Source organism: Rhodoferax sp. RT5P35 (assembly GCF_056521385.1).
Genome location: NZ_JBWMAX010000006.1, coordinates 205,334 through 218,360 on the forward strand (window position 1 = coordinate 205,334; position 13,027 = coordinate 218,360).

Below are 13,027 nucleotides of genomic sequence, written 5' to 3' on the forward strand. Positions count from 1 at the left end.
CTTAGAACGGCAAATCCATCTTGCCCAGGTCGCGTTTGGTTTCCACCATCACCAGGGGTTCGGCCTGGACCGGGGCTACCGCAGGACGCACACGGGGCACGTGGGCCACGATGGGCTCGGCGGCGATGGCGGCCTGGACGGCTGCGGCGCGTTCGGGGCTGGTGCCTACCCACTGCAGACCGGAGCTCTGGGCCAGTTGGTCCAGCTCGGCAGTCGGCAGGGCAAACACGGGCTTGGGAGCCACCACCGGTGCAGACACTATTGCAGCCACCGGTGCCGCCACAGGGGCTACCACAGCAGGTGCGGCGACTTCGGCCGCCACGGCAGCGGTATGTACCGGCGCGGTTGCTGGCACCGGCGTGGGTGCCGCAACCGGCTCCGCCACCACCGCTGCAGCGCGCTCCACCAGGGATTCGGCTTGCGGCTGTGTATCCGACTCGACCGACTCCACGGGGTTGGGCACAAAGGCGGCGGGTTCACCGGCGTTGTCACGTGGCGCACGGTCCTTGCGGTCGCGGCCATAGCGGTCGCGGGAACGCTTTTCGCGGCGCTGGGGCTCTTCACCTTCAGGACGGGCTTCATCGCTGCGCTCGGCAGCAACATCTGCCTGCTCCGCTACCGGCAAGGCGGCACTGGCTTCTGCTGCTGCCTGGGCCGCTGCGAAGTACGACGGGCGCTCTGGGCGCTCGGCGGGCTCGCGGTCCATGCGGGTCTCGCGCTCGGCACGGGGTTCGCGGTCAGCGCGCGGTTCACGGGGTTCACGAGATTCCCGCTCTGGGCGGGGCTCACGTTCGGCACGCGGTTCGCGCTCGGGGCGGGGGGCACGGGCGGCTTCGGCCACGGGTTCACCGTTGGCATCCAGCTGGGGTTCACGGGGTTCGCGCAGGTCGGGACGGGGCTCGTCCTGGCGGTCACGGCCTTGGGCGGGGGCACCGTCTTCACGCGGGCCACGGCCTCCACGGCCACCACGTGGGCTGCGTTCTCCACGCTCTCCGGCGTTGCGGGGGGCGCGCTCAGCACCACCGACTTCGACGTTGCCAGCAGCTTCGTTCACCACGCCCTCACCGAACTGGGCGGCCTGGGCATCCACTTCGGAGCGCTCACGCGGACCCTGGGTGCGCTCGCCACGGCCACGGCCACCACGGCTGCCACGGCCGGCGGCTTCGCCGTCGGCGCGCGGTGCGTCGTTGCGGTCTGGGCGCTCGGCGCGCTCTGGACGGTCTGCCGCATTGCGCGGAGCACGTTCTGGACGGGCTTCCTGGCCTTCACGGGGCTCGCGGGATTCGCGGCCTTCGGCGTTGCGGGGGCCCCGGTTGCGGCCCTGGCCTTCACCACGTTCCGCACGGCCTTCGGGCGCTTCATCGCGTCCGCCTCGGCCATTGCGGCCACCACGGCTGGCACCGTCACCACGCGGGTTGCGGGGTTCGCGCTTGTCGTCAGACTTGCCGGTGGCAGACGCTGGTGCGGGGGCAGGCGGAGCCACCACCACAGGCGCTGGCGCAGCACCAAACAGGTTTTTCAACCAGCCGAAGAAGCCGGTTTCTACCGGTGCGGCCACCGGTGCAGGCGCTGCAACCGGTGCCACCACAGGTGCCGGGGCCACGGCCTTGGGCACAGCCTGGGGCGCGGGTGCATCGGGCAGCACGCCCTTGATCACCGGGGTTTGCTTGTTGGTGGGCTCTTGCGAACGGCGCGTGACCGAGGTGGCATCTTCCACCACGTCGGCCATTTTGTAGCTGGCTTCGATGTGGTCCAGGCGCGGATCGTCGTGCTTCAGGCGCTCCAGCTTGTAGTTAGGCGTTTCCAGCGTTTTGTTGGGCACCATCAGCACGTTGATGCGCTGTTTCAGCTCGATCTTGGCGATCTCGGTGCGCTTCTCGTTCAGCAGGAACGAAGCCACGTCCACCGGCACCTGGCACATGACCGAGGCGGTGTTGTCCTTGAGCGACTCTTCCTGGATGATGCGCAGAATTTGCAACGCGCTGGATTCGGTGTCGCGGATGTGGCCGGAACCACCGCAGCGTGGGCAGGGAATCGAAGCACCTTCGCTGAGCGCCGGGCGCAGGCGCTGGCGACTCATTTCCATCAGGCCAAACTTGCTGATGGTGCCGAACTGCACACGGGCGCGGTCTTGGCGCAGCGCGTCGCGCAGGCGGTTTTCCACGTCGCGGCGGTTGCGGGACTCTTCCATGTCGATAAAGTCGATCACGATCAGGCCGCCCAGGTCGCGCAGGCGCATCTGGCGGGCCACTTCTTCGGCGGCTTCCAGGTTGGTGCGGGTGGCGGTTTCTTCAATGTCGCCGCCGCGGATGGAGCGGGCGGAGTTGACGTCCACCGAGACCAGGGCTTCGGTGTGGTCGATCACGATGGCACCGCCCGAGGGCAGTTGCACGGTGCGGGCGTAGGCCGATTCGATCTGGTGCTCGATCTGGAAGCGGCTGAACAGCGGCGCGTCGTCGCGGTAGCGCTTCACACGGGCGGCGTGCTCGGGCATCACGTGGGCCATGAACTGCTGGGCCTGCTCGTACACGTCGTCGGTGTCGATCAGGATGTCGCCGATGTCGGTGTTGAAGTAGTCGCGGATGGCGCGGATCACCAGGCTGGATTCCTGGTAAATCAGGAAAGCGCCCTTGCCCTGCTTGCCTGCGCCGTCGATGGCGGTCCAGAGCTTGAGCAGGTAGTTCAGGTCCCATTGCAGTTCGGGTGCGCTGCGGCCGATACCGGCGGTGCGGGCAATGATGCTGGAGCCGTTGGGGTATTCCAACTGGTCCATGGCTTCCTTGAGCTCGGCCCGGTCGTCGCCTTCGATGCGGCGCGATACGCCACCGCCGCGGGGGTTGTTGGGCATCAGTACCACATAGCGGCCCGCCAGCGACACAAAGGTCGTCAGGGCAGCACCCTTGTTGCCGCGCTCTTCTTTTTCTACCTGGACCAGCAGTTCCTGGCCTTCGCGGATGGCATCCTGGATGCGGGCTTGGCTGGCAGACACGCCCTGGGCGAAGTATTGCTTGGAGATTTCCTTAAACGGCAAAAAGCCGTGGCGGTCTTCGCCATAGTCAACGAAGCAGGCTTCCAGCGAAGGCTCGACGCGGGTAACGACGGCCTTATAGATGTTGCCCTTGCGCTGTTCGCGCCCCTCGATTTCAATTTCGTAGTCGAGCAGTTTTTGCCCGTCCACAATCGCCAGCCGACGTTCTTCCGACTGGGTTGCGTTAATCAGCATCCGTTTCATGGTGCGCTTCCTTTGACTGGACCAGCAAGGGTCCAGAAATGTTCTTCAATTCAATACGGCCCAAATCGGGCCTATTGATGCCTGAACCAACGCGCGGAAACAGCCGGAATGACCCAAGACTGCACTAGGTAAGCCGGAGCTCACAGGGTGACAGTGGGGGAAAGTGGAGGGAAGCGGGAAGGGGTGTGCTGGTTTGAATAGCTATTGATTTAATAGCTGCTTGCGCACAGTAGATGTGCGCCAGGGGCGATTCCATGCCAAAAACCGGGGCCATAGCCGGAGCCATGAGCCACCGCCAGCAGGTTTGAAGTATCGCCATCAACACAAGAGTTCTCGCTTCGATCCGTTGCACAACATGCGCCTTCGGCACAGGTTGGCAAGTGAGGTGTATTCCGTATGTAGTTTCCATCGCGTCAGCCCGCCCCATCAACTTATGCTGCCAACGGAGCCTGGGTTGCTCGGGTTGGCAGCAGATCGCCTTGGGTGGCATCGACTTCGCAGCGGCGTAGATGCAATGCTCTAAACTGTGGTGAATCAAGCACTTACGGCACGACGCTGGTGAAAAATATTATAGGGGCTAACAACCCACCCCCCATGCCAGAAGTCAAATTCATTACGGTGGACCCCGACGATGCCGGGCAACGGCTGGACAATTTCCTCATGCGCCACCTCAAAGGTGTGCCCAAAACCCATGTCTACCGCATCATCCGCAGTGGTGAAGTACGGGTCAACAAAGGCCGCGCATCCGCCGACACCCGCGTCAACGGCGGCGACGTGGTGCGCCTGCCGCCGACCCGCATTTCCGAGCGTGTGGCCGAAAAAGCCGAAGCCATGGCCGCCTCGCCCGCCCCGGCGCGCGAATTCCCCATCCTGCTGGAAGACGAGCACCTGCTGGCCATCGACAAGCCGGCGGGCGTGGCGGTGCACGGCGGCAGTGGCGTGAGCTTTGGCGTGATCGAGCAACTGCGCATGGCCCGCCCGAAAGCCCCGTTTCTAGAACTGGTGCACCGGCTGGACCGCGAAACCTCGGGCATTCTGCTGCTGGCCAAAAAGCGCAGCGCACTCAAAAACGTACAAGACCAGTTCCGCGACCGGGAAACCGGCAAGACCTACCTGGCGCTGGTGATCGGCCAGTGGCCCGCCAATAAAAAGGTTCTGGACAAGTCTTTACACAAATACCTGCTGCCCAATGGCGAGCGCCGCGTCAAGGTAGTGGCCCGGGACGACCCAGATGGCATGCGCTCGCTGACACTGGTCAAGGTGGCGCAGCATTTCGAAGCTTTTAGCCTGCTGGAGGTGACCATCAAAACCGGCCGCACCCACCAGATCCGCGTGCACCTGGCATCCGAAGGCTTCCCGATTGCCGGAGACGATAAATACGGGGATTTCGAGGCCAACAAGGCCTTGGTGAAACAGGGGCTCAAGCGCATGTTTTTGCATGCCTGGCGTTTGCAGTTGAGCCACCCCGCCAGCGGCGAAACTGTTGTCCTCAATGCGGCTTTGCCAGACGAGTTACAGCAGTTTTTACCAGCGAAAACCGTACCCGCCAACCGCTGATGCCGGTTTACAGCCCACCCTGAATCGGTGATGATCCCGTTACCTTTTGCTACCTGCTACATTTTGGGCTTATGGCAGCTGTTGAACCCTTCACCAAAGAAACCTCTTCTGTAGCGCTTCCCGGCCTGGGAAGGGTTCTGATATCTGCCGGCAAACTCGGCCAACGTGCAGCCGAAGACATCTACCGCAAAGCCCAGACTAACCGCACCAGCTTCATGGTCGAAGTCATGGCCTCTGGTGCCGTGTCTGCATCGGACCTGGCCCACACCATGTCCACCGCGTTTGCGGCCCCACTGCTGGACATGGATGCAGTAGACCGACACCGCCTGCCCAAAGACTTGCTGGATGTCAAAATTTGCCAAGCCTACCGTGTGGTCGTGCTGAGCAAACGCAGCAACCGGCTGATCGTGGCCACCGCCGACCCCTCGGACCAGGAAGCTGCCGAAAAAATCAAGTTCTCCACCCAGTTAGGTGTGGACTGGATCATTGCCGAATACGACAAGCTGTCGCGGATGGTGGATGCCAATGCCGTCACCGCGGGCGAGGCGATGGACAACATTATTGGCAGTGATTTCGACTTTGACGATACGGCCCTCGGTGGCCAGGTCGAGGCCGCTGAAATCAATATGGCCGAGGTGGAAGATGCCCCGGTCGTCAAGTTTTTGCACAAAATGCTGCTCGATGCCTACGGCATGCGCGCATCTGATTTGCACTTTGAGCCCTACGAGCACAACTACCGTGTGCGATTTCGGATTGACGGCGAATTGCGCGAAATCGCCTCGCCGCCGGTGGCGATCAAAGACAAGCTGGCCTCGCGCATCAAGGTGATCTCGCGCCTGGACATTTCAGAAAAGCGTGTGCCGCAAGACGGCAAGATGAAGCTCAAGATCGGCCCCGACCGGGTGATCGACTTCCGGGTTAGCACCCTGCCCACACTTTTTGGCGAAAAGATCGTGATCCGGATTTTGGACCCGAGCAGCGCCAAGCTGGGCATTGATGCGCTCGGCTACGAGCCCGAAGAAAAAGAACGGGTGATGCAGGCCATTGGCCGCCCCTACGGCATGGTGCTGGTGACCGGCCCCACGGGTTCTGGCAAAACCGTGTCGCTGTACACCTTCTTGAACCTGCTGAACAAACCCGGCGTGAACATCGCCACGGCCGAAGATCCGTCCGAAATCAACCTGCCGGGTGTGAACCAGGTCAATGTGAATGAAAAAGCGGGCATGACTTTTGCCGTGGCTCTGAAATCGTTTCTGCGCCAGGACCCGGACATCATCATGGTGGGCGAAATCCGCGACCTGGAAACCGCCGACATCTCCATCAAGGCCGCGCAAACCGGCCACTTGGTCTTATCCACCCTGCATACCAACGATGCGCCTACCACCCTGACGCGTATGCGCAACATGGGTATTGCACCGTTCAATATTGCCTCCAGCGTGATTCTGATCACGGCCCAGCGTTTGGCGCGGCGGCTGTGTCCCGCATGCAAGACCCTGATCGATATTCCGCAAAAGACTTTGCTGGAATCGGGTTACAAGCCCGAGGAATTGGACGGCTCGTGGAAACCCTACGGCCCAGTGGGCTGCAACGCCTGCAACAACGGCTACAAAGGCCGGGTCGGCATCTACCAGGTGATGCCGATCTCTGAAGAAATCCAGCGCATTATTTTGCGCGACGGCAGTGCGCTGGACATTGCCGAACAAGCCAAGAGCGAAGGGGTTCGCACCTTGCGCCAAGCCGGCTTGCACAAGGTAAAGCTGGGCATGACCTCGCTGGAAGAAGTGCTCGCCGTGAGCAATGAATAGACGCAAATAGTCGCATTAAGGCACTCCATGGCAACAGCATCGTCCAGAGACGTCAAAGAATTTGTTTTCGAATGGGAGGGCAAGGACCGCAATGGCAAGCAGGTACGCGGCGAAACCCGTGCCTCCGGCGTCAACCAGGTAACAGCGTCTCTGCGCCGCCAGGGGGTGTTCCCCACCAAAATCAAAAAACGCCGCATGAGTTCGGGCAAGCGCATCAAGCCCAAAGACATTGCCATCTTTACCCGCCAGCTCGCCACCATGATGAAGGCCGGTGTGCCGCTTTTGCAGGCTTTTGATATTGTGGGGCGCGGCAACGCCAATGCCAGCGTCACCAAGTTGCTCAACGACATCCGCCAGGATGTGGAAACCGGCAGCTCCTTGAGTGCGGCCTTTCGCAAATTTCCGCTGTACTTCAATAGCCTCTACTGCAACCTGGTCGAAGCGGGTGAAGCCGCAGGTATCTTGGAAGCTTTGCTGGACCGCTTGGCCATCTACATGGAAAAGACCGAGGCCATCAAGTCCAAGATCAAATCGGCCCTGATGTACCCGATCTCGGTGGTGGTGGTGGCGTTTGTGGTGGTGGCGGTGATCATGATTTTTGTGATTCCAGCCTTCAAGGAGGTGTTCAGTAGCTTTGGTGCAGACCTGCCCGCCCCTACACTTTTTATCATTGCGATCAGCGAGGTTTTTGTCAAATACTGGTGGCTCATTTTTGGTGGCATTGGCGGTGGGTTGTACTTTTTCATGCAGGCCTGGCAACGCAATATCAAGATGCAGCAGGTGATGGACAGGGTGATGCTCAAGTTGCCGGTATTTGGTGCCCTGGTGGAAAAATCCTGTATTGCCCGCTGGACCCGCACCCTGTCCACCATGTTTGCTGCGGGCGTACCGCTGGTGGAAGCACTGGATTCGGTGGGCGGCGCTTCAGGCAACTCGGTATTTCAGCTCGCCACCGACAAAATCCAGCAAGAAGTCTCCACCGGCACCAGCCTTACCACGGCCATGGGCAACGCCAAAATCTTCCCGTCCATGGTGCTGCAAATGTGCTCCATCGGCGAAGAATCCGGCTCCATCGACCACATGCTGGGCAAGGCGGCCGACTTCTATGAAGCCGAGGTAGACGACATGGTAGCCGGGCTGTCCAGCCTGATGGAGCCCATCATCATCGTGTTTCTGGGCACCATCATTGGTGGCATCGTGGTGTCGATGTACCTGCCGATTTTCAAGCTGGGCCAAGTCGTCTGATGCCGGAAATGCAATGGGTGGCCGCCCTGCTAGGTGGTTTGTTTGGGCTGATGCTGGGCAGTTTTCTGAATGTGGTGGTCTACCGCATGCCCAAAATCATGGAGCGGCAATGGGCGGCAGATTACGCCGAGATGCAGGGAAGCGAGCCCGCCGCCCCTGCCGCCGAACCATTCAACTTGGTGGTGCCTCGCTCGTGTTGCCCGCACTGCGGCCACCAAATTCGCTGGTTTGAAAACATCCCCGTAGCCAGCTACCTGGCCCTGCGCGGCAAGTGCTCGGCCTGCCGTGCAGCCATCAATCCGCGCTATCCGGCAGTTGAAATCGCCACCGCCGCCCTGTTCTTCTTTTGCATCTGGACCTGGGGGCCTACGCTTACCGGCCTGGCCTGGTGCGGTTTTGCGGCTGCGCTGCTGAGTCTGGCCCTGATCGACTGGGACACCACCCTGCTGCCCGACGACATCACCCTGCCGCTGCTATGGGCCGGGCTGATCGCCTCGTCGCTGCACTGGACCGGCGTGCCCTTGTTTGCCGCCTTGTGGGGCGCCGTGGCGGGCTACCTGTCGCTGTGGACGATTTACTGGCTCTTCAAGCTGCTCACCGGCAAGGAGGGCATGGGTTATGGCGACTTCAAGTTGTTTGCCGCGCTGGGTGCCTGGTTTGGCTGGGAAGCGCTGGTGCCGATGATTTTGATGGCCTCGGTGATCGGCGCTATCGTTGGCGTTGCCATGAAGTTCAGCAGCGGGTTGCGCGAAGGCGGTTACATTCCGTTTGGCCCCTTCTTGGCCGGGGCCGGCCTGACCGCCATGGTCTTTGGGCCTAACGCCATCCTGCATTTTGTCGGTTTGTAAGGCCATGCCGCACTGCCTTCGGCTTGGGCTCACCGGCGGCATTGGCAGTGGAAAAAGTACGGTAGCGCAGATGCTGCAAGCACGAGGCGCTATCATTATTGATGCAGATGCAATTTCGCGCCAAACCACGGCCGCTAAGGGTACGGCTATTTCGGCCATCCGCGCCGCTTTTGGTGACGATGCCATCACCGCCGAAGGTGCGATGGACCGGGAGCGCATGCGCAGCCTCGTCTTTACCGACCCCGGCGCGAAAAAGCGCCTGGAAGCCATTGTCCACCCCCTGGTCGGCCAGAAAATCGAGACGCAATTCCAGCGGGCCCTCGCCCAAGGTGCCCGCTGCGTGGTGTTCGACATCCCCTTGCTGGTTGAGTCCGACCACTGGAAAAACCGGCTGGACCAAGTGCTGGTGGTGGACTGCACGGTAGACACCCAGGTGGCCCGCGCCATGGCCCGCAACGGCATGGCAGAGGCGGCAGTGCGCGCCATCATCCAGACCCAGGCCAGCCGAGCCCAGCGCCTGGCGGTGGCGGACGTGGTCATCCTCAACGAAGGCCTGACGCTGGAGCAGTTGCGCCTGGAGGTGGAAAAAATCGCCCCCCTGTTCGGGCTATGATGCCGCCACTGGAAAAACCGCGTGATCCTCTACGAATACCCCTTTAACGAACGTATCCGCACCTATTTGCGGCTGGAGCACCTGTTTCGGCGCTTGGGGGAACTTGTGCCCCGCAGCCATCCGCTGGACCACCATTACGCGCTAACCACCATCTTTGAAGTGATGGACGTGGCGGCCCGCGCCGACCTCAAATCCGATGTAATGCGCGACCTGGAGAAGCAAAAAGTGGTCCTCAACGGCTACCGGGGCAACCCGTCGATTGCCGAAGAGGTGCTGAACGATGTCATCGCCCAGCTCGACCGCTGCTACACCGCCCTGCACGAGCAACCTGGCAAGGCCGGCCACGCGCTGACCGAAAACGACTGGCTGATGGGCCTGCGCAGCCGCGTGGGCATCCCTGGCGGCACCTGCGGCTTTGACCTGCCCGCCTACGCCGCCTGGCAGCACAAACCCGCCGAAGTGCGCCGCCACGCGGTTGAGCAATGGGCTTCCACCCTGGCCCCGCTGGCCGAATCCATCCACCACCTGCTGAAGATGCTGCGCGACTCAGGCGCGCCGCAAAAGGTCATCGCCCCCGGTGGCCAGTTCCAGCAAAACCTGCCGCAAGGTCGTACCTATCAGCTGCTGCGCCTGCGCATCGACCCGGACCTGGACTTGATTCCCGAGATCAGCGGCAACCGCCTGATGGTGTCGGTGCGCATGATGCGCCACGGGGCCGACGACCGCCTGCATGCTTGCAGCGAGGATGCTTCTTTTGAACTCACACTCTGTGCATGAACATGGCAGACACACCGCAAAAATGGGTCGCCTGCCCCACTTGTAAAGGCAAAAGCCTGTTTGCCCCGAGCAACGCCTTCCGCCCGTTTTGTAGTGAACGCTGCAAAAACATCGACTTCGGCGCCTGGGCCAGTGCCAGTTTCAGCCTGCCCGCCGACGCGCCGCCAGATGACCAGGTATTTGGTGATGCACGCCTGCAATAGGTTTATATAAAAACAGGCTCTAGCGTAGGTAGCGCCTTCACTAGTAGCTACTTAATATGTAGCACCCGCGAAATTGCGCTCTGCAGCCAGCCAACCCAGCACCGGCACGGTTCCCGGCAGTACCGGGCCGACTTGCAGCGGCAAAGACTGCCACGCCGAGGTCTGGCCTTCGCGCATCTCCAGCGCGCCGCTCCAAGTAAACACCTTGCAGAAATGCAGCCGCACCAAAGAGTGCGGATAGTCCACCAGTTCCACCTTCCACGGCTGGGCGGGACCGATGGTAATGCCGAGTTCTTCCTCCAACTCGCGGCGCAGGGCTTGCTCCACAGTTTCGCCCTGTTCCAGCTTGCCGCCCGGGAATTCCCAGTAGCCCGCATAGACCTTGCCTTCGGGCCGCGAAGTCACCAAAAAATCGCCATTGGGCTGCACCAGCACGCCCACGGCCACGTCCACGATGGCACGGTCAGGCCCGCCTTCGCGGGGGCGGTCGGCATCGGCAACCAGCGGCTGGGCGGTCATGGCATCAACCATGGCCGCCGCGCCGGGCCGCCCCAAGCAAAGCCGCTCCCCCTCGGGGGGCAGCGCAGTACACGCAGTGACAAGCGTGGGGGCTCATGTTCTGCCCGCGTAATCACGCGCAAACTGGTAAGCCACGCGGCCACTGCGCGAACCGCGCTCCAGCGCCCAGACCAGCGACGCACCCCGGGCCGCGGCAATCGCTGCTGCGTCCACGCCAAACGACTGCAACCATTGGGCCACGATGGCCAGGTACTCGTCCTGGGTGAAGGGATAGAAGCTAACCCACAGGCCAAAGCGCTCGGACAGGGAAATCTTCTCTTCTACCACCTCGCCGGGATGGACTTCGCCATCGTCCGTGTGGGTGTAGGTGAGGTTTTCCTTCATGTACTCAGGCAGCAGGTGGCGGCGGTTGCTGGTGGCGTAGACCAGCACATTCGGCGTGGAGGCGGCCACCGAGCCGTCCAGGATGGACTTCAGCGCCTTGTAGCCAGGCTCGCCGTCTTCAAAGCTCAGGTCGTCACAGTAGACGATGAACTTCTCGGGCCGGTCGGCCACCACATCCACGATATCGGGCAGATCCACCAGGTCGGCCTTGTCCACTTCAATCAGGCGCAGACCCTGGGGCGCGTAGGTGTTCAGGCAGGCTTTGATGAGCGAGGACTTGCCGGTGCCGCGCGCGCCCGTCAGCAGCACATTGTTGGCCGGTTTGCCCTCGACAAACTGCAAGGTGTTGCGCTGGATCTTGTCCTTTTGAATGTCGATTTCTTTCAGGTCGCCCAGGGCCATGTGGCCGATGTGGCGCACCGGCTCCAGCACGCCGTGGCCGTTTCCCCGGCGGCGATAGCGGTAGGCGATGGCGGCATCCCAGTCGGGGGCGGAGACCGGCTGGGGCAAGGCCGCTTCGATGCGCTGCATCAGCTGTTCGGCGCGATCCATCAGGCGTTCAAATGCGGCGTTCATGACCGGTAATCTGCATTGATGGTGACGTACTCGTGGCTGAAGTCGCAAGTCCATACCGTGTCGAACGCGGTGCCACGGCCCAGGCCCACGCGCACGGTGATTTCGCTTTGCTTCATCACGCGCTGGCCATCTTCTTCGCGGTAGCTGGGGTTGCGTCCGCCGTTGACCACCACGTGTACGTCGTCGAGAAACAGGTCGATCTGGGTTTGGTCCAGGTCGGTGATGCCTGCGTAACCCACGGCAGCCAAGATACGGCCCAGGTTGGGGTCGCTGGCGAAGAAGGCGGTTTTGACCAGCGGCGAGTGGGCGATGGCGTAAGCGGCCAGGCGGCACTCCTCAGCAGTCTTGCCACCTTCCACGCGCACGGTGATGAACTTGGTGGCACCCTCGCCGTCGCGCACAATGGCTTGGGCCAGTTGCTGGGCGACTTGCTGCATGGCCGCCTTCAGCGCGCGGCCATCGGCGCTGTCCATGGAGGTGATGGGCGCGTGGGCGGCCTTGTTCGTGGCAATCACCACGAACGAGTCGTTAGTGGAGGTGTCGCCGTCGATGGTGATGCGGTTGAACGACGCATCGGCCAGGTCTTTGGCCAGTTGCCCCAGCAGCGCCTGGTCCACACAGGCATCGGTAGCCATAAAGCCCAGCATGGTGGCCATGTTGGGGCGGATCATGCCCGCGCCCTTGCTGATGCCGGTAACGGTGACCGTCTTGCCACCGATCTGCACCTGGGTACTGAAGGCTTTGGCGATGGTGTCGGTAGTCATGATGGCCTCGGCCGCGCGGCCCCAGTGGTCGGCGCGGGCATCGGCCAGGGCGGCGGGCAGTCCGGCGTTGATGCGCTCGTGCGGCAGGGTTTCCATGATCACGCCGGTGGAGAAGGGCAAAATTTGCTCGGGGGCCAGGTCCAGGTGCTGGGCCAGCGCAATGCAGGTGGATTTGGCGCGCATCAGGCCGTCATGGCCGGTGCCCGCATTGGCATTGCCGGTGTTGACCAAGATGGCTCGGATGCCCACACCCAGTGCCAGGTGCTCGCGGCAGATCTGCACCGGGGCGGCGCAGAAGCGGTTTTGGGTGAACACGCCCGCCACCGAAGCGCCCTCTTCCAGCAGCACCACGGTCAAGTCCTTGCGGTTCACCTTGCGGATGCCCGCCTCGGCGATGCCCAGCAGTACGCCGGGAACAGGGTGCAGGCCAGCGGGATCGGGAGCAGACAGGTTAACGGGCATGGTGGGCTTTCAAAATGGCATGAACATGTGAAAAACGGGCCG

At 62.1% G+C, this 13,027-nt stretch carries 11 protein-coding genes; 7 read left to right on the top strand and 4 right to left on the bottom strand.

The features are described from left to right. Position 1: 1 nt before the first annotated feature. A complete protein-coding gene (locus AC097L_RS11600; RefSeq protein WP_479586519.1) occupies positions 2 to 3,232 on the bottom strand; it encodes an Rne/Rng family ribonuclease in 3,231 nt (1,076 codons plus the stop codon). A 558-nt stretch (positions 3,233 to 3,790) separates the two neighbouring features. On the opposite strand from AC097L_RS11600, the gene AC097L_RS11605 reads away from it, so the two are divergent. The 7 genes from AC097L_RS11605 (at position 3,791) to AC097L_RS11635 (ending at position 10,280) form a co-directional block, all read left to right on the top strand. Then, the gene (locus AC097L_RS11605; protein WP_479586520.1) at positions 3,791 to 4,789 is read left to right on the top strand and encodes an RluA family pseudouridine synthase; all 999 of its coding nucleotides are present in this window, start codon (positions 3,791 to 3,793) and stop codon (positions 4,787 to 4,789) included. 71 nt (positions 4,790 to 4,860) lie between these two features. Then, a complete protein-coding gene (gene pilB, locus AC097L_RS11610; RefSeq protein WP_479586521.1) occupies positions 4,861 to 6,594 on the top strand; it encodes a type IV-A pilus assembly ATPase PilB in 1,734 nt (577 codons plus the stop codon). A gap of 27 nt (positions 6,595 to 6,621) precedes the next feature. Continuing rightward, the gene (locus tag AC097L_RS11615; RefSeq protein WP_479586522.1) at positions 6,622 to 7,839 is read left to right on the top strand and encodes a type II secretion system F family protein; all 1,218 of its coding nucleotides are present in this window, start codon (positions 6,622 to 6,624) and stop codon (positions 7,837 to 7,839) included. After that, a complete protein-coding gene (locus AC097L_RS11620) occupies positions 7,839 to 8,687 on the top strand; it encodes a prepilin peptidase (protein ID WP_479586523.1) in 849 nt (282 codons plus the stop codon). Before AC097L_RS11615 ends, AC097L_RS11620 begins: the two co-directional genes overlap by 1 nt. Positions 8,688 to 8,691: 4 nt before the next feature. Then, a complete protein-coding gene (gene coaE, locus AC097L_RS11625; RefSeq protein WP_479586524.1) occupies positions 8,692 to 9,300 on the top strand; it encodes a dephospho-CoA kinase in 609 nt (202 codons plus the stop codon). A gap of 21 nt (positions 9,301 to 9,321) precedes the next feature. Next, positions 9,322 to 10,077, top strand: coding sequence for a cell division protein ZapD (gene zapD / locus AC097L_RS11630; RefSeq protein WP_479586525.1), 756 nt, complete (start codon positions 9,322 to 9,324; stop codon positions 10,075 to 10,077). Next, positions 10,074 to 10,280, top strand: a complete 207-nt coding sequence (locus tag AC097L_RS11635) for a DNA gyrase inhibitor YacG (RefSeq protein ID WP_479586526.1) — start codon at positions 10,074 to 10,076, stop codon at positions 10,278 to 10,280. The genes zapD and AC097L_RS11635 overlap by 4 nt, the downstream gene beginning before the upstream one ends. A 51-nt stretch (positions 10,281 to 10,331) precedes the next feature. Here AC097L_RS11635 and AC097L_RS11640 read toward each other — a convergent pair whose 3' ends face one another. The 3 genes from AC097L_RS11640 to argJ all read right to left on the bottom strand — a co-directional run bounded on the left by AC097L_RS11640 (position 10,332) and on the right by argJ (position 12,985). Then, the gene (locus AC097L_RS11640; protein WP_479586717.1) at positions 10,332 to 10,799 is read right to left on the bottom strand and encodes an NUDIX domain-containing protein; all 468 of its coding nucleotides are present in this window, start codon (positions 10,797 to 10,799) and stop codon (positions 10,332 to 10,334) included. A gap of 93 nt (positions 10,800 to 10,892) precedes the next feature. Further along, the gene (locus tag AC097L_RS11645) at positions 10,893 to 11,759 is read right to left on the bottom strand and encodes an ATP-binding protein (RefSeq protein WP_479586527.1); all 867 of its coding nucleotides are present in this window, start codon (positions 11,757 to 11,759) and stop codon (positions 10,893 to 10,895) included. Then, positions 11,756 to 12,985 (bottom strand): bifunctional glutamate N-acetyltransferase/amino-acid acetyltransferase ArgJ, encoded by a 1,230-nt coding sequence (argJ, locus tag AC097L_RS11650; protein WP_479586529.1) that lies wholly within the window; start codon positions 12,983 to 12,985, stop codon positions 11,756 to 11,758. The genes AC097L_RS11645 and argJ overlap by 4 nt, the downstream gene beginning before the upstream one ends. Between the last annotated feature and the right edge of the window lie 42 nt (positions 12,986 to 13,027).